The organism is Sporosarcina sp. JAI121, assembly GCF_013408665.1.
GTDB lineage: Bacteria > Bacillota > Bacilli > Bacillales_A > Planococcaceae > Sporosarcina.
Genome location: NZ_JACCCL010000001.1, coordinates 1,101,892 through 1,119,947 on the forward strand (window position 1 = coordinate 1,101,892; position 18,056 = coordinate 1,119,947).

Annotated in this window: 18 protein-coding genes; all 18 read left to right on the plus strand. The window is 46.1% G+C overall.

The window, feature by feature from the left end; all coding sequences use genetic code 11:
* Positions 1-12: 12 nt before the first annotated feature.
* Complete coding sequence (rnpM, locus tag HDC33_RS05195; RefSeq protein WP_179391435.1) at positions 13-291, plus strand: RNase P modulator RnpM; 279 nt, start codon at positions 13-15, stop codon at positions 289-291.
* The gene (locus tag HDC33_RS05200; RefSeq protein ID WP_218843164.1) at positions 288-665 is read left to right on the plus strand and encodes a YlxQ family RNA-binding protein; all 378 of its coding nucleotides are present in this window, start codon (positions 288-290) and stop codon (positions 663-665) included. The genes rnpM and HDC33_RS05200 overlap by 4 nt, the downstream gene beginning before the upstream one ends.
* Positions 613-3,048: a translation initiation factor IF-2 gene (infB, locus tag HDC33_RS05205; protein WP_179391436.1), complete on the plus strand. Its 2,436-nt coding sequence runs from the start codon at positions 613-615 to the stop codon at positions 3,046-3,048. The genes HDC33_RS05200 and infB overlap by 53 nt, the downstream gene beginning before the upstream one ends.
* Positions 3,045-3,323, plus strand: coding sequence for a DUF503 domain-containing protein (locus HDC33_RS05210; protein WP_179391437.1), 279 nt, complete (start codon positions 3,045-3,047; stop codon positions 3,321-3,323). The genes infB and HDC33_RS05210 overlap by 4 nt, the downstream gene beginning before the upstream one ends.
* Before the next feature lie 21 nt (positions 3,324-3,344).
* On the plus strand, positions 3,345-3,692 hold the full coding sequence (rbfA, locus tag HDC33_RS05215; RefSeq protein WP_179391438.1) for a 30S ribosome-binding factor RbfA: 348 nt from the start codon (positions 3,345-3,347) through the stop codon (positions 3,690-3,692).
* An 86-nt stretch (positions 3,693-3,778) separates the two neighbouring features.
* The gene (gene truB, locus HDC33_RS05220) at positions 3,779-4,690 is read left to right on the plus strand and encodes a tRNA pseudouridine(55) synthase TruB (protein WP_179391439.1); all 912 of its coding nucleotides are present in this window, start codon (positions 3,779-3,781) and stop codon (positions 4,688-4,690) included.
* 12 nt (positions 4,691-4,702) lie between these two features.
* A complete protein-coding gene (locus HDC33_RS05225; protein WP_179391440.1) occupies positions 4,703-5,650 on the plus strand; it encodes a bifunctional riboflavin kinase/FAD synthetase in 948 nt (315 codons plus the stop codon).
* A 128-nt stretch (positions 5,651-5,778) separates the two neighbouring features.
* The gene (gene rpsO, locus HDC33_RS05230) at positions 5,779-6,048 is read left to right on the plus strand and encodes a 30S ribosomal protein S15 (protein WP_179391441.1); all 270 of its coding nucleotides are present in this window, start codon (positions 5,779-5,781) and stop codon (positions 6,046-6,048) included.
* Between the two features lie 192 nt (positions 6,049-6,240).
* The gene (gene pnp, locus HDC33_RS05235; protein ID WP_179391442.1) at positions 6,241-8,358 is read left to right on the plus strand and encodes a polyribonucleotide nucleotidyltransferase; all 2,118 of its coding nucleotides are present in this window, start codon (positions 6,241-6,243) and stop codon (positions 8,356-8,358) included.
* 120 nt (positions 8,359-8,478) lie between these two features.
* Entirely contained in the window at positions 8,479-9,726 is a 1,248-nt protein-coding gene (locus HDC33_RS05240; RefSeq protein WP_179391443.1) for a M16 family metallopeptidase, read from the plus strand.
* A 71-nt stretch (positions 9,727-9,797) separates the two neighbouring features.
* The gene (locus HDC33_RS05245) at positions 9,798-10,076 is read left to right on the plus strand and encodes a YlmC/YmxH family sporulation protein (protein WP_179391444.1); all 279 of its coding nucleotides are present in this window, start codon (positions 9,798-9,800) and stop codon (positions 10,074-10,076) included.
* Complete coding sequence (locus tag HDC33_RS05250) at positions 10,063-10,836, plus strand: NAD(P)-dependent oxidoreductase (protein WP_179391445.1); 774 nt, start codon at positions 10,063-10,065, stop codon at positions 10,834-10,836. The genes HDC33_RS05245 and HDC33_RS05250 overlap by 14 nt, the downstream gene beginning before the upstream one ends.
* Positions 10,837-10,848: 12 nt before the next feature.
* Positions 10,849-11,433 carry a dipicolinate synthase subunit B gene (locus HDC33_RS05255; protein ID WP_179391446.1) on the plus strand — a complete coding sequence of 195 codons (585 nt, stop codon included), beginning with the start codon at positions 10,849-10,851 and terminating at the stop codon, positions 11,431-11,433.
* 183 nt (positions 11,434-11,616) lie between these two features.
* Complete coding sequence (locus tag HDC33_RS05260; RefSeq protein WP_179391447.1) at positions 11,617-12,642, plus strand: aspartate-semialdehyde dehydrogenase; 1,026 nt, start codon at positions 11,617-11,619, stop codon at positions 12,640-12,642.
* A 26-nt stretch (positions 12,643-12,668) separates the two neighbouring features.
* Entirely contained in the window at positions 12,669-13,559 is an 891-nt protein-coding gene (dapA, locus tag HDC33_RS05265) for a 4-hydroxy-tetrahydrodipicolinate synthase (protein WP_179391448.1), read from the plus strand.
* A 109-nt stretch (positions 13,560-13,668) separates the two neighbouring features.
* Positions 13,669-15,336, plus strand: a complete 1,668-nt coding sequence (locus tag HDC33_RS05270) for a ribonuclease J (RefSeq protein WP_179391449.1) — start codon at positions 13,669-13,671, stop codon at positions 15,334-15,336.
* 43 nt (positions 15,337-15,379) lie between these two features.
* The gene (locus HDC33_RS05275) at positions 15,380-15,568 is read left to right on the plus strand and encodes a hypothetical protein (protein ID WP_179391450.1); all 189 of its coding nucleotides are present in this window, start codon (positions 15,380-15,382) and stop codon (positions 15,566-15,568) included.
* Between the two features lie 118 nt (positions 15,569-15,686).
* Complete coding sequence (locus HDC33_RS05280; RefSeq protein ID WP_179391451.1) at positions 15,687-18,035, plus strand: FtsK/SpoIIIE family DNA translocase; 2,349 nt, start codon at positions 15,687-15,689, stop codon at positions 18,033-18,035.
* The last annotated feature ends 21 nt before the right edge of the window (positions 18,036-18,056 follow it).

Consider the following 18,056-nt stretch of genomic DNA (forward strand, 5'->3'; position numbering starts at 1 on the left):
GGATGAACACACATGGCTAACATGAAAAAGGTTCCTTTGCGTAAATGTGCGGCGACTGGCAATATGTTCCCGAAAAAGGAAATGATCCGCATCGTACGACCGAAAGATGGGGAAGTTTCAGTTGACCTCACTGGCAAGAAGTCAGGCCGCGGGACATATGTGTCGAAATCCGAAGAAGCAGTTGAATCCGCGCGCCGTAACAGAGCGATTGAAAGTCAGCTTGGAACGGCTGTACCGGATCAGGTATTCGATGATCTCCTTCACGCAATTCGCCGGGAGGCTATTAAATGATAGATTCGAAAAGGATTTATCAAATGCTTGGAATGGCGGCGCGGGCAAGAATGATTGTCACGGGTGAGGACCTCGTCGTACGTGAAATACGTGCGGGTAAAGCGCATCTTGTAATTGTTGCAGAGGATGCTTCTAAAAACACAATGAAAAAGTTAACAGATAAAAGTACGTTTTACGACGTTGAGAAGCATGTTTTCGGGAGTCGGGAAGATCTTGGACATGCAATCGGAAAAGAGTCGCGGGTTGTACTTGCGCTAACAGATGCCGGTTTCGCCGGAAAATTGTCCGGGCTACTCAACGAATATAACCGGGGGTGGACTAATGACGAAAATACGTGTACACGAATACGCGAAAAAAGTGAATCGGTCGAGTAAAGAAGTTATTGATGAACTTGGAAAATTAAATGTGAATGTAGCAAATCATATGTCAACAATAGATAAAGAAGCGATTACAAAGCTTGATAGTAAATTCACTGGAAATGTGACTAAACAAAATGCACCGAAAGCGGATCCAAAACCTGCTGGACAAACAGCATCTTCTAAACCTGCACAACGTCCACAAAGCGGCAACCGCCCAGCACAAGGCTCGCAAGGCGGCAACCGTCCAGCACAAGGCTCGCAAGGCGGCAACCGTCCAGCACAAGGCTCGCAAGGCGGCAACCGTCCAGCACAAAGCTCGCAAGGCGGCAACCGTCCAGCACAAAGCTCGCAAGGCGGCAACCGCCCAGCACAAAGCTCGCAAGGCGGCAACCGCCCAGCACAAAGCTCGCAAGGCGGCAACCGCCCGGCACAAAACTCACAAGGCGGCAATCGTCCAGCACAAGGCTCGCAAGGTGGCAACCGTCCAGCGCAGGGAGCTCCAGGTGGTCAAAACCGTCCTACCGGCGGTGCGCCGAATCGTTCAGGCGGACGCGGTGGACGTCCACCAGCTCGCGGCATAAACCAAGGACGAAGAAGATACCGTCCGGCGAATCCGCTTCCAAAAGTGGAAAAACCATTACCGGAAAAAATTACTTATTACGAATCACTTTCAGTAGCAGAACTTGCGCAAAAACTTGGGCGCGAACCATCGGCTATCATCAAAAAACTCTTCATGCTTGGCGTTATGGCAACAATCAACCAAGAACTCGACAAAGATGCGATTGAACTGATCTGCGCAGAATTCGAGGTTGAAGTGGAAGAAGAAATCCGCATTGATGTAACGGACCTTGAGACATATTTTGAAGAGCATGAGGAAACAGCTACTAATCTAATGGAACGCCCGCCGGTTGTTACAATCATGGGACACGTAGACCATGGTAAAACAACACTGCTGGATTCGATACGAAATACGAAAGTTACACAAGGCGAGGCGGGTGGAATCACCCAGCATATCGGTGCCTACCAAATCGAAGAAAATGGCAAGAAAATAACGTTCCTGGATACACCTGGTCACGCGGCGTTTACAACGATGCGAGCACGCGGTGCGAAAGTGACGGACATTACGATTCTTGTTGTTGCAGCAGATGACGGTGTCATGCCGCAAACAGTCGAAGCGATCAACCATGCGAAAGCAGCTGAGGTTCCGATTATCGTTGCGGTGAACAAGATGGATAAGCCTTCTGCAAATCCTGATCGTGTCATGCAAGAATTGACAGATCATGGACTTGTAGCTGAAGCGTGGGGCGGCGATGCAATTTTCGTACCGATTTCCGCGTTGAAAGGTGAAGGAATTGACCAATTGATCGAAATGGTACTTCTTGTTGCCGAAGTAGGGGAGCTAAAAGCTGATCCGAACATCCGTGCACGCGGAAGTGTCATTGAAGCACAGTTGGACAAAGGTCGCGGTGCTGTTGCAACACTTCTTGTCCAAAACGGAACGCTCCATGTAGGTGATCCGATTGTAGTAGGTAACACATATGGCCGTGTTCGTGCAATGGTGAGCGACATCGGGCGCCGCGTGAAAGAAGCCGGACCATCCACTCCGATTGAAATTACCGGGCTAAGTGATGTGCCGCAAGCAGGTGATCGTTTTGTTGTCTTCGAAGATGAGAAAACTGCTCGTCAAATCGGTGAATCAAGAGCCGGGGAAGCACTCCAAGACCAACGTGTCGAGAAAACACGCGTGACGCTTGATAACCTGTTCGATCAAATGAAACAGGGCGAAATGAAAGAATTGAATTTAATCGTTAAAGCGGACGTACAAGGTACGGTTGAAGCGATGGCTTCCTCACTTATGAAAATTGAAGTCGAGGGCGTCAATGTGAAGATCATCCATACGGGTGCCGGTGCGATTAACGAATCCGATATTTCACTTGCTGCTGCATCGAATGCCATCGTTATTGGATTCAATGTTCGTCCAGACGTCAACGCGAAACGTGCGGCTGAAGAAGAAGGCGTTGATATCCGACAACACCGCGTCATCTACAAAGTCATCGAGGAAATCGAAATGGCGATGAAGGGTATGCTTGATCCCGAATACGCTGAAAAAGTTATCGGACAAGTTGAAGTGCGAGAAACATTTAAAGTGTCTAAAATCGGTACGATTGCGGGAAGCTATGTGATAAGCGGTAAAATCACACGTGATTCAAGCGTCCGTATCGTTCGCGATAACATTGTCATCTTTGAAGGCGAGCTAGATACATTAAAACGCTTTAAAGACGATGCAAAAGAAGTTGCAAAAGGTTATGAATGCGGAATCACGATTAAAAACTTCGATGACATGCATGAAGGCGACATTATTGAAGCCTACATCATGGAAGAGATTAAACGAGTATGATTGTCTACGCGGAATGTTCATTTTTCATTCCGGAGGCGGCTTCATTGAAAGAGAAGCGGTCTGTTTTAAAACGGATGACGGACAGAGTGAAGAACTCTTATAATGTCTCCATCGCGGAAATGGATCATCAGGATCTTTGGCAACGGACAACCATCGCCCTCGTTGCCGCTGCTTCAACAAAAGACGCGGCCGAGCGTGAGGTCAGGCGGGCGATCCGGTTCCTTGAGTCAAACCCGGAATGGGAATTGTCCGACTTGACGCTCGACTATTATTAAAAGGGATCGGGGTGACCATCCATGTCAATGCGTGCTAATCGTGTTGCAGAACAGATGAAGAAGGAACTTGGTGAAATCATAGGTCAAAAAGTGAAAGATCCGCGAATCGGCTTTGTTACAATAACCGACGTCGAGGTGACAGGTGATCTTCAACAGGCGACAGTTTTCATTTCTGTTCTCGGAAATGATTCGGAAAAAGAAGATACGCTGAAAGGGCTGAATAAGGCGAAAGGTTTTATTCGCACTGAAATCGGCAAGCGGATCAGACTTCGGATAACACCCGAAATCATGTTTGAGTTCGATAGTTCCGTGGCATACGGAAATCGAATTGAATCACTTCTTAAACAGGTGAAAACCGAAAATGAGTAATGAAAAATGGAGGGAGTCGGTGTCCACAAGGACTTTCCGGCTTCCTCCATTTACATATAAATGGAACTTCGAAAAGGGTGACATGTATGGACGGAATACTTCCGCTGTGGAAAGAAAAAGGGATGACTTCGCATGATTGTGTATTCAAATTGCGGAAAATCCTCGGCACTAAAAAAGTTGGGCATACCGGTACACTTGACCCTAGCGTGGAAGGCGTACTGCCGATCTGTATCGGGCAAGCGACGAAAGTGGCTGAATACGTAACGGACTCCGGAAAAGAATATATTGCGGTTGTTTCGATTGGGACCGCGACCGAAACGGAAGATGCGGATGGTGAGGTGGTCGCTTCAGACTTGTCGCCAAAGCATATTTCAAGAATGGAAATTGAGGCGGTACTCGCAAAATTGACAGGTGAAATCGTCCAAATACCGCCGATGTATTCCGCCGTGAAAGTGAATGGCCGCAAATTATATGAATATGCGCGAAAAGGTATAGAAGTCGAAAGGCCGGAGCGGAAAGTTCTGATCCATGAAATCGAATTGCTTGATCCCATACAATGGTATGAAGGGGAAACAGTATCGTTCCGTATCAGGGTGGCATGCGGGAAAGGGACATACATTCGGACCCTGGCTGTACAAATAGGTGAACTGCTTGGATTTCCGGCACATATGGCTGCTCTCGTGCGGACATCGTCAGGTACATATGGCCAAGAGGATTGCCGAACGCTGGATGAAGTCAGGGAAATTCAAGAAGAGGGAAAAATCACAACGATTCTGCGCCCGCTTGAGGATGCCCTAAACGAGTTCATTTCGGTTGAAATCGATGAGGAACTCTGCGAACAAGTGGTGAACGGTCAAGTATTGCCTACACATCCATTGCTTCAACATGAGGAGTTCATCGTATTCAAGAAAGATAACAAAGCGTTTGCAGTTTATAAGAAGCATCCTACCAAGCTTGGACTTATGAAGCCTGAAAAGATGTTTCCATTGAACAGGTAAGGGAGGATTCCGATGGACATCTACAAATTGCATTATCCAGGAAGTGTTACGATTGAAAATGCTGAGGACTTTTCCCTGGCGATCGGTTTTTTTGACGGATTGCATAAAGGGCACCAGGCAGTAATCAATGCGGCGAAAGAAAAGGCCAATGAACTTGGTATCCGTTCGGCTGTCATGACATTTAATCCTCATCCATCCCATCTTTTCGGCGGTGGTGAAAATAAAGTAGATTACATTACAGATTTTCCGGAGAAAATTAGGCTGCTCAGTACCATGGGGATTGATGCACTGTTTGTCGTGACGTTCGATTGGGCACTTGCTTCCCTGTCACCAAAGCAATTCATTGATATTTTCTTGAAAGAATTGCATATTAAACATGTGACGGCAGGTTACGATTTCACGTTCGGCTCAAAGGGCGCAGGCACCATGGAACAGATGGCTGATTTGTCGGATGGGGAATTTGGGACAACCGTCATCAAAAAAGTGACGGACAACGAAGCAAAGATTTCATCCACCCGGATTCGCAAGCTTCTTTCCGAGGGCAATGTCGAAGAGACGGAAGTTCTTCTTGGCAGGCCTTATCGAACTGTCGGTATAGTCGTTGATGGTGAAAAAAGAGGGAGGTTGCTCGGATTTCCCACTGCAAACGTCTTGTCGGCGAACAATACCGTGTTGCCCGCGAACGGTGTGTATGCGGTTCGTTTCACGGTGGATGAAAAAACGTACGAGGGCGTATGCAACGTCGGTGTAAAGCCGACATTCCATGACGCGGATAATACGCAGGCGGTTGTCGAGGTGCATGTACTCGATTTTGACGGTGATCTCTACGGAAAAGAAGTATCCGTAGACTGGATCGGTCATATCCGTGACGAGCAGAAGTTCGATTCTGTCGATTTACTTGTTGAACAGATAGTGAATGACAAAAAAAGCGCCAATGAGATTCTATCGGCGCATCGATGATTGTTGCATTTCGAAAATAGGCATGTTACTATAAATACGTGCCATTGTGCACGAACCACTCCTTGGCAATGCGAATCACCAACGGTTGCTCGGGAACTGGGGATATCTTACTATTGGAGGTGAAGAAGATGGCTATCACACAAGAACGTAAAAATGAATTGATCAATGAATACAAAATTCATGAAACTGATACTGGATCAGCAGATGTACAAATCGCTGTTCTTACAGAAGAGATCAATAACCTGACAGAACATTTCCGTCTTCATAAAAAAGACAACCACTCACGTCGTGGTCTTTACAAAATGATCGGAACTCGTAAAAGACTTTTGAGATACTTACGGGACAATGAAGTTCAGCGTTACCGTGATCTTATTGCTAAACTCGGCCTTCGCCGTTAATAAGATGACTATCGAAAGCGGGCCTTGCCCGCTTTTTTCTTTGTTCAATGAAATAACATGGCTTGACTTCAGCATATAGCCCCGATAGACACCTTTCGCTTTTCTATTCGCATAAGAGTGCCTTTTTTGATACACTACTATTAATACATACACGTATACAGTCCAGGCTGGAATATGGAGAGGGGTTCACTAATGACAGAAAAAAAAGTTTACACATTTGAATGGGCAGGACGTCCGTTGACGATTGAAACGGGCCAACTTGCAAAACAGGCGAACGGAGCAGTACTCGTACGCTATGGAGAAACAACAGTACTTTCAACTGCAACATCTTCGAAAAATTCGCGGGGGCTGGATTTCTTCCCTCTTACAGTGAACTATGAAGAGCGCATGTACGCTGTCGGAAAAATTCCGGGCGGCTTCATTAAACGAGAAGGGCGTCCCTCTGAAAAAGCGGTGTTGACGAGCCGTTTGATCGACCGTCCAATCCGTCCTCTATTCCCGGAAGGGTTCCGTAATGATGTACAAGTCATTTCGCTCGTTATGTCAGTCGATCAGGATTGTTCATCTGAAATGGCTGCAATGCTTGGTTCATCACTTGCATTGTCGGTTTCCGATATTCCGTTCGAAGGACCGATTGCCGGTGTCCAAGTCGGATTGATTGACGGGGAATTCGTCGTCAACCCAACGCCGTCACAATTGGAAAAGAGTGAGTTGGACCTAGTTGTCGCGGGCACTAAAGACGCTATCAACATGGTTGAAGCAGGCGCGCAGGAGGTTGCGGAAGACGTCATTCTGGAAGCAATCATGTTCGGTCATGGTGAAATCATTAAGCTTATCGAGTTCCAAGAGAAAATCGTTGCTGAAATCGGTAAGGAAAAAACGGATGTCGCACTCTTCAACCTGGATGAAACAATCATGTCTGACATCAAAAACAGCAGTGAAACAGATCTCATCAATGCAATCCAAACGGTTGAGAAGCATGCACGTGAAGATGCCATCAACGCCGTAAAAAATGAAGTCATCGAACGCTATACTGAAAACGAAGCGGACGATGCTACGATGAAACAAGTTAAAGGCGTATTGGAGCACATCGTTAAAGACGAAGTTCGTCGTCTTATCACGGACGAAAAAATCCGTCCCGATGGCCGCGGTCTTGACGAAATCCGTCCACTTGCATCTGAAGTAGGCATCCTGCCGCGTACGCACGGTTCAGGGCTCTTTACACGCGGACAAACTCAAGCGCTAAGTGTATGTACGCTCGGTGCCCTTGGCGAAGTGCAGATTATTGATGGTCTCGGACTTGAAGAAACTAAGCGTTTCATGCATCACTATAATTTCCCTAACTTCAGCGTCGGTGAAACAGGTCCGATCCGTGGACCGGGCCGTCGTGAAATCGGACATGGTGCACTCGGCGAACGCGCACTTTCAGCGGTTATTCCGAATGACACTGATTTCCCGTACACAATCCGTCTCGTGGCGGAAGTGCTCGAGTCGAACGGTTCATCTTCCCAGGCATCAATCTGTGCTTCAACAATGGCAATGTTGGATGCTGGTGTTCCGCTTAAAGCGCCTGTTGCTGGTATCGCAATGGGTCTTGTGAAAAAAGGGGACAACTATTCTGTCCTTTCCGATATCCAAGGTATGGAAGATCATCTTGGCGACATGGACTTCAAAGTGGCAGGAACCGACAAAGGGATTACTGCACTGCAAATGGATATTAAAATCGAAGGTCTGTCCCGTGAAATCCTGGAAGAAGCATTGTCGCAGGCAAAAGTGGGCCGTTTGAAAATATTGAATCATATGATCACGGCAATTTCGGGACCACGTGAAGAACTTTCAAAATATGCTCCGAAAATTATCGTCATCAAAATCAATCCAGATAAGATTCGCGACGTAATCGGACCAGGCGGAAAAGTGATCAATAAGATCATCGAAGAGACGAACGTAAAAATCGATACTGAACAAGACGGTACGATATACATCTCTTCTCCGGATAATGAAATGAATAACAAAGCGAAAGCGATGATCGAGAATATCGTCCGCGAAGCAAAAGTCGGCGAATATTACATGGCGAAAGTGAAACGGATTGAGAAATTCGGTGCATTCCTTGAACTCTTCCCAGGAAAAGACGGTCTTCTCCATATTTCTGAAATTGCGGAAGAACGTACAAAAGCAGTCGAGGACGTTTTGAAAATGAACGATGAAATGTTCGTCAAAGTAATTGAAATCGATAACCAAGGACGGGTTAACTTGTCCAGAAAAGTTGTCATTCTTGAAGAGAAAGAAACAGCTGAAAAAGAGAAAAACTGAATCGAGTTACAGCAATAGTACAAAAAGCCTCTCTTCCTTAAGTGAAGATGAAGGCTTTTTGTGCGTTCGTTAATTATAATGGGAACAGTTATAATAGAGTTAAAAAGGAGGAAACGGATAATGATAGAAACACATGTATGCGGGAACGGTGTCAGGATTGTCCATGAAAAAATGCCGCATGTACGCTCGGTAGCACTAGGGGTATGGGTCGGTGCAGGATCAGGGGATGAAAAGGAATCAGAAGCGGGACTCGCACATTTCATTGAACATATGTTGTTCAAAGGAACGAAAACAAGGAGTGCACGGAAGATAGCAGAGGAATTTGACCGTATCGGAGGCGACGTCAACGCGTTCACTTCAAAAGAAATGACATGTTATTACACGACGATACTCGGCCATCAAGCACCCCGTGCGCTGTCCATCATGACTGATATGTTTTTCAATTCCAAGTTTGATGAAGCGGAAATAGCAAAAGAAAAGTCAATCATTCTTGATGAAATCGCGGCGGTTGAAGATGCACCGGATGACGATGTGGAGGAAAGATTATGGACGGTCATGTATCCCGAACAACCGATCGGTAAACCGGTCCTTGGCAACGAAAAGACAATCGACACATTCAATCGTGAAATGATAGATGAATTCATGGAACGTATGTACACGCCGGAACGGATTGTCATATCCGTGGCAGGAAACTATGATGATCGTTTGATCCAGCTCATTGATGTACATTTCGGTTCGTTCAAGAGGAAAGAACAAGCTAAACACACATCAAATGTGAAGATGCCGGAATTCCATGGCGGTCTTTCGTTGAAAGCGAAAGACATCGAACAGGCGCATATTTGTCTCGGTTTTTCAGGCCTTGCGGTGGATGATAAGCGCATCCATGATTTAGTTGTATTGGATAGCATAATTGGCGGTTCGATGTCTTCCCGTCTGTTCCAAGAAGTCCGTGAAGAACGCGGTCTTGCCTATTCGATCCAATCTTATTTCTCAGCATATAAAACGGCAGGCGCGTTCATGATATACGGAGGTACCTCCCCTGAAAATGCAATGGAATTGTCCGATACAATTGACGAAGTCATCCATTCGATTTTGAGTGACGGAATCACGGAAAATGAATTATATAACGCGAAAGAGCAATTGAAAGGCGGATTCCTGTTAGGGCTGGAAAGTTCAGAAGCGAGGATGCACCGCAATGGAAAAAACGAACTCATCTTGGAGGAGCATAAAACAATCGATGAGGTCGTATCCCTTATTGACGATGTGGAATTGGTTCATGTTTATAGAATGGCGAGCGATATTTTCAAGCAAGAGAGGGCGATTTCCATCATTGCACCGAAGGAAGTCCTGAGTGAATTCGAAATTTGAGTGAAGGTGTCAGTCAGTTTTCCCATGTTCATCTCATATGATGAAGGAAGATGAAAGAAAGGGGAATGACGATGCTGCTTTCGGAACTTGCTCAAAAGGAGCTTATTCAAGTGGAGGACGGGGTCCGTTATGGCTTTTTGGCGGATACCGACCTAATCTTCAACGGGAAAACAGGCGATATCATCGGATTCGAAATTAAAAAGAAACTCGGTCGGTTTTCATTTAAGAACCGCCAAGAAACTGCGGATGAATTTATACCTTGGCATGAAATTGTCCTAATTGGAGAACATCGTATCCTGTTTGGAAAAACGCATAGTATGGATGTGTTGGATAGCAATGACAGAGGCTAATTGGTTGTTCATCGGAACAGACAGTAGATTAGGAGCATGCAGCGAAATAATGTCGAAGAATGGATTCACCAGTCACCATATCGGGACGGATCAATATTCGAAGCAACTTGGCGATCTAATTACCGAATTGACACCCGGGCATATCGTTTTTCCTATTTTACAAATGAAAGGTGCATTGCCACCGGAACTGCTGAAAGAGGGAACGGCACTATACACAGGAATCGCTTCGGAAGAATGGCTAAAGCCCTTAAAAGATTCAGGACTCAAAATCCATTCTTATCTGAAGGAAGAGCAGTACATCTGGCAGAATGCAAAGCTGACTGCTGAAGGTTTTATTCATGAATACTATAACCGCACGGGACGGATCATTTCCGGAAACCGCTTTTGTGTGGCGGGTTTTGGAAGAGTGGGTAAGGCGACAGCTCATGCCCTGGCATCATTGGGCGGGCATGTGACTGTCCTTGCCAGATCCGATGATCAGCTCGCCGAAGCATCGTATCACGGCTATAAGATCGAACGACTGACGGATGAATGGGATATGAAAGAAGGAATCTTGATCAATACGATTCCCGCACAATGGCTCGCCATTTCGGAAAATCCGGACCTGCACATCTATGATCTTGCATCAGCCCCAGGATGCCTAAAGGGGCAGCTTTCCCCTGAATACTATACAGTACTCCTCGGTTTGCCGGGTAAAGTTTTTCCCGTGGACGCGGCGGCCGCTTTAGCGGATTCGCTTGGGAGGATATATAGAGGATGAAAGGGGAATACGATGCTAAAGGGAAAAAGAATAGGGCTTGGAATCACGGCGTCACACTGTACTTATGAGGAAATCATACCGGTCATCGATGCACTGAAAGATGCAGGCGCGACCGTAGTGCCCATTATCACCCACTCTGTTTTGACAGCGGCAACGCGTTTCGGAACAGGGGAAGAATGGATTGCGCGTATTGAAGGGGCAACGGGTGAGAAGGTCATTTCCACCATCGTCGGAGCTGAGCCGTTCGGTCCAAAAACACCTGTCGATTGTATGGTTATCGCGCCGATGACCGGTAATTCCATGAGCAGATTCGCCAATGCGGCGACTGATTCTCCCGTACTCATGGCAGCAAAAGCTACGCTGCGGAATGACAGTCCTGTACTTATCGGCATTTCGACAAATGACGCCCTCGGCCTGAATGCCATGAACCTTATGAAGTTATTAAATATGAAAAATGTTTTTTTTATTCCGTTCGGACAGGACGATCCATTTAAAAAACCAAATTCACTTATCTCCGATTTTACACTGATGGTACCCGCAGCTGTTGCTGCCCTCGAAAAAAAACAACTCCAGCCGTTATTGATTATTCATAAATAATTGTGAAAAATACAGAGCAGAAAATTCATATATATGATATAATTCCTCCAATGAACTGCTAACGATGTAATGGGCTAAAGTATTTCTGTCAATTGTGGCACTTTTGCCGCAATACGGAAAGAAGCATAACTTATGCATGGTCTGGTTATTTATACATCTGTATAAGCTGAAAGGGAGATAGAGATGAAAAAAGTGAATGTAGCAATAGTCGGCGCGACGGGGGCAGTCGGTACAAAAATTCTTGAAAAATTGCTTGAACGTGATTTTCCTGTACAATCAATCAAGCTACTGGCTTCGAAACGATCTGCGGGAACGGAAATTACGGCAGGCGGACATAACTATATCGTTGAAGAAACCGTGCCTGAATCATTCGACGGCATTGATATAGCATTTTTTAGTGCGGGCGGTTCCATTTCGGAAAAATTTGCACATGAAGCAGTGAAAAGAGGGGCGGTCGTTATTGATAATACGAGCGCGTTCCGAATGACGGAACAAATTCCCCTCGTTGTTCCTGAAGTAAATGCAGACGCGCTAAACGGTCACGCGGGTATCATTTCCAACCCGAATTGTTCAACAATACAAATGGTGACTGCGCTACAACCAATCCGCGAAAAGCTCGGCTTGAACCGAATCATCGTTTCGACCTACCAGGCCGTTTCAGGCGCGGGTTCAGAAGCGATTGATGAATTGGAAAACCAAAGTAACCAGTTTACAAAGCGTTCAGAAATCAAAGCTGAGATTTTACCGTCTGCATCAGCTGAACGTCATTATCCGATTGCATTCAATGCAATCCCGCAAATCGATTCATTCGACTCATCCGGTTATACATTGGAAGAGTTGAAAATGATGAATGAGACGAAGAAGATTTTCGGTGATCCGGAACTGTCTGTTTCCGCGACATGTGTACGATTGCCTGTCGTGACGGGTCATTCTGAATCGGTTTATATTGAAGTCGGTCAAGATGGAGTAACTGTAAAGGAACTTCATGACTTGTTGACAAACGCGCCCGGCGTCGTCGTCCAAGACGATCCTTCCAAGCAATTGTACCCGATGCCATTATTCGCCGAAGGAAAAGACGAGGTGTTTGTGGGTCGTATTCGAAAGGACCCAGAACATCCGGCAGGATTCCACCTATGGATTGTTTCGGACAATCTACTTAAGGGGGCGGCACTGAACTCGGTGCAAATTGCAGAAACTCTACTAACCTAATAAACCAAAGTAAAGGGCTGATAATTATGGAACTTGGACGTGTATCGACGGCGATGGTAACACCATTTTCATCAACAGGCGACATTGATTTCGACAAAACCGCAAAACTGATTGAACATCTTATTGCGAATGGCAGCGATTCATTAGTTGTTTGTGGAACAACCGGTGAATCTCCTACACTTTCCGTGGAAGAGAAAGAAGCACTATTTTCATTCACGATAAAAGTGGTAAACAAACGCATACCGGTCATAGCGGGAACAGGTACGTTTTCCACCAAGGAAACTGTAAAGCTGACCCGGATGGCAGAGCGGGTAGGAGCTGATGGTATTATGCTCGTCGCTCCTTATTACAACAAACCCGACCAAAAAGGGATGTATGCCCATTTCTCTTATGTCGCAGGAGAAACCAGCCTGCCGGTGATGCTGTACAATATTCCGGGACGATCGGCCGTCAATATGCTGCCGGAAACGCTCATCGCTTTATCAAAGATTGCTAATATCCGCGCGGTCAAAGAAGCAAGTGGAAGTCTAGAACAAATGGCGGATATCATATCGGGCACTGATGACGGATTTTCTGTTTACAGCGGAGATGACTCGTTGGCGCTGCCGACCCTTGCGATTGGCGGTAAAGGTATCGTATCAGTCGCTTCGCACGTTGCAGGCAACGAAATGCAACGGATGATCACGGCGTTCAAAGAGGGGCGGACAAAAGAGGCCGGTGCGATGCATAGAGCATTACTTCCGATATTCCGTGGCGTTTTTACCGCACCAAACCCGGTGATGGTAAAATACGCACTGAAAAAATTGGGAGTCGAAACTGGAGGAGTCAGACTGCCTCTGATCGGGCTAGAAGACAAGGATGAGAGCTTCGATGAAATCTGGGAAAACTATGAAAAAAACCTTCATATTTTCAATTAATCAAAAGCCGGTATCAAATACCGGCTTTTTTTGTTTGTACAGATAGCTCCTCTCCCGTATAATGAAAATTAGTCGTTATGAACGGGAATTAGTAATAGGAGGAAACAAAGTGACAAAAACTAAAAATGAATTAATTAAAGTCATCCCACTTGGTGGAGTCGGGGAAATCGGGAAGGCGATGTATGTTGTCGAAATCGATGAAGAACTGTTTATCGTTGACGCCGGGCTCATGTTCCCTGAAGGAGAAATGCTTGGAATCGACATTGTCATTCCGGATATGAATTATATCGAAGAAAACAAAGAGCGCGTAAAAGGAATCTTCCTGACGCATGGCCACGAAGATGCAATCGGTTCGATTTCGTATCTGTTGCAAAAAGTGCAAGCTCCTGTCTATGGATCTAAATTGACCATCGCATTGGCAAAAGAGCATCTGAAAGCGATGCCGGCACCTTCAAACGTCAAGTTTTTTGAAGTGACGAATAAAAGCCGCATGAATTTCAAATGTACGTATGTAACGTTCTTCCATACGACACATAGTATCCCAGATTCACTCGGAATCGTATTCCATACGAGTGAAGGTGCGATTGTGCATACGGGAGAATTCAAGTTCGATCAATCTGCTAAAGGCAAGTATCGTCCTGACATTGCGAAGATGGCCGCTCTTGGTGAAGAGGGCGTCTTCATTCTTATGTCGGATTCTTCCGAAGCGGAGCGCCCAGGCTATACGACTTCCGAGTCGGTTATTGAAAAGAGCCTATCAAAAACGTTCCATGGGGCGGAAGGAAGAATCTTGGTCGCGCTTTATGCGTCGAACTTCATCCGTATCCAACAAGTGTTCGATACGGCGTTTGAAACAGGGAAAAAAGTGGCGGTCGTTGGAAAAAGTCTTGAAAGCTACTTCGAAGTCGGCATGAAACTCGGTTATTTAACGATAGAGGATGATATTGTCATTCCAGTCAAAGAAATTGAGAAATATGACGATGACCGAATTGTCATTATTGTGACAGGTAACCAAGGAGAGCCGCTTGAAGCACTTGAGAAAATCGTCCGTAAACAGCATAGGGAAATACGCATCAAAGAGACGGATACAGTCCTTATCACATTCACACCTTCCCCAGGCATGGAAGTTTCCATGTTCCAGACGATGAATGACCTTGCGAAAGCGGGCGCTTCCGTACTTACTTCAAGTAAGAATGTTCACGTTTCAGGGCATGGCAGTTCGGAAGATTTAAAACTGATGCTAAACTTGATGCAACCTAAATATTTCATCCCAATCCAGGGCGAATACCGGATGCTCATTGCGCACTCCAAGCTTGCGCAAGAAACAGGGCTTCAAAAATCGCAAGTATTTATCGCGGATAAAGGCGATATTGTCGAATATAAAAACGACAAAATGCGAATGAGTGGCCGTGTACAAGCAGGAAACATCCTGATTGACGGAATCGGTGTGGGCGACGTCGGGAATATCGTTCTCCGGGACCGTAAACTACTTTCACAGGACGGTATTTTCACAGTTGTCGTAACGCTCAACCGTAAACAGAAACGCATCGCATCGGGACCGGAAATCGTCTCGCGCGGCTTCGTCTATGTACGCGATTCCGAGGAACTGTTCGATGAGTCTGTAAAGCTCGTCAGAAAAATTGTCGAAAAGTACGTGAATAAAGAGACGTTCGAATGGACAAACATTAAACAAGAGATACGCGATACGCTAAGCTCGTATTTGTACCAGCAAACGAAAAGAAGACCGATGATCATTCCGATCATCATGGAATACTGAACCGAAAACTGCATTTATTATATAGTCTGTAGTATGGAATCCGGTGAATAAATTGAGCGAAGGTGCCTTAACAGGGGTAGTAGGAAAAGTTGAAAGCGCCCGGGTAGATGCAACTGGTATAAGACAAGCTGACGACGTGGCGCTCTTTGCCACAGTGTTAGATTGGCTTATACCCGAGCATCTGGCGCTAGAAACTAGACACCGAAGCCATAAGACTGGCGGCATCCCCTAGCGTCGCAGCGGTTCAGTGGAATTCTTTAGATCAACTTACATAATAACTTTATGAAGGGTTTCCTTGCCGTCAGACCGGCGGGAAACCCTTTTTTGTAAAAAGGAGGCAACGTAAGAATATGGCGAAAAAAACGGGAAAGAAGAAAAAAAGATCGAACGCCCAGAAAAAAAAGTCTTCCGAGTTGCATCCTTTATTGTATGAAGTGATGGGTTTAGCGATGATCGGACTCGCAATCATCATCATATTCGAATTCGGGATTGCAGGAAGAGGACTGTCATCTTTAGCTAGATTCATTTTTGGGAACTGGCATGTTGCTGTTCCGCTCTTGCTCATTGTTCAGGCACTCATGTTCATGATCAAGCAGAAGGTAGGCGGCTGGAGAAACCGAATTGTCCTAGGCAGCTTGTTCCTCCTGGCAAGCCTTGTTCTGTTCAGCCACGTCCATTTGTTCAAGGAATTATACGAAAGCCGTGTCCTGATGTCTGATTCAGCTCTAAAAGAGACGTGGAAAGTCCTCATTACGAATGATGGGATAACTTCAAGGAGCGGAGCCCTCGGGGGCGGAATGACAGGGGCAATTCTATTTGCCATGTTTTATTCGCTCTTTGATTCCGCAGGGGCAACGGTTGCAGGCATATTATTATTTCTGATTGGTTTCGTGCTCATAACTGGAAAAGCGTTTGTCCCGTATGCGGCCGAATATGTGCCCAAGCTGGCGGGGTCAATGAAAGAGGCATTATCTAAAAAATCGGTGCCTGTTAAAAAGGGGAAGACCGAATCCAGAACAACCCGTTCGAAAAAGATACCTGCTTCATTAGCCGAACAACCGGTACAAGATGTGCCGACAGACCAGCCAGACATCGAAGAAGTGGTATCCCAACCTATTATTTCAGCTTTCAGTGAACGGATCGATAAGCCTGTTCGTGATGAACAAGCGGCTGTAGTGGAGCTGGAAAAGAAAGCTACTGATGGAATTACGGAAGAATTCACCGGGGAAATAACGGCCTATACGGGTGTGACAGGAGAAGAAGAAAACGAATCATACGTCTTGCCCCCTGCTTCTTTGCTGAAGCAAACACCTATAATCGATCAATCGGATGAATTCAATTCAATTCAGGCGAATGCACAAAAGCTTGAAAGGACATTTCTCAGTTTCGGTGTGAAAGCGAAGGTTACGGAAGTGCATCTTGGGCCGGCAGTTACGAAATATGAAGTGCTGCCGGATACGGGTGTCAAGGTGAGCCGGATTGTCAGCCTCGCTGATGATATCGCACTTGCACTGGCGGCAAGTGGAATCCGTATTGAGGCGCCGATTCCAGGAAAGTCCGCAATTGGAATTGAAGTGCCGAACAGCTCGGTCGCTGTCGTCAGTCTCCGTGAAGTCATCGAAGCGAAAGAAAACAACCGTCCCGATTCCAAATTGATGATTTCACTTGGACGTGATGTAACAGGGAAGGCGATGCTGGCTGAATTGAACAAAATGCCGCACGTCCTAATCGCCGGATCGACAGGTAGTGGTAAAAGTGTATGTATCAATGGGATTATCGTCAGTATTTTGATGCGCGCAAAACCCCATGAAGTGAAAATGATGATGATCGACCCGAAAATGGTTGAGCTGAATGTCTATAATGGTGTTCCACATTTACTGGCCCCAGTTGTCACGGATCCTCGGAAAGCATCTCAAGCGCTGAAGAAGGTCGTTTCAGAAATGGAAAGACGCTATGAGCTGTTTTCCCATACCGGGACTAGAAATATCGAGGGATATAATGACCATATTGAAGTATGGAACGAAGAAAACGAGGAAAAGCATCCCCGTATGCCTTATATTGTCGTCATTGTGGATGAACTCGCGGATCTTATGATGGTAGCTTCCAGCGATGTGGAGGATTCTATAACACGCCTTGCACAAATGGCGCGCGCTGCGGGGATCCACTTGATCATTGCGACGCAGCGACCTAGTGTCGATGTCATTACGGGGATTATTAAAGCGAATATCCCGTCTCGAATCGCCTTTGCCGTGTCATCATCAATCGATTCAAGGACCATCTTGGACAGCGGAGGGGCGGAAAAATTGCTTGGAAGAGGCGATATGCTATTCTTGCCGGCGGGTGTGTCGAAACCGATGAGGATTCAAGGTGCATTTGTTGCCGATTCTGAAGTCGAGGCGATCGTTGACTTTGTTATTGAACAGCAGAAAGCCCAATATCAGGAAGAAATGATTCCAACAGAAATAGAAGAAGTTGCATTGCATGAAGAAACAGATGAATTGTACGATGAAGCAGTCCAGCTTGTAACAGATATGCAGACCGCTTCCGTTTCATTGTTGCAGCGCCGTTTCAGGGTAGGTTACTCAAGGGCGGCACGCATCGTCGACCAGATGGAGATGCGCGGGGTTGTTGGACCGCCCGAAGGCAGTAAGCCCCGTCAAGTGCTTATGAGTAAGGACGAATCAGACGTACATTCATAAGTGGGGTGTCGAAATAGGTAC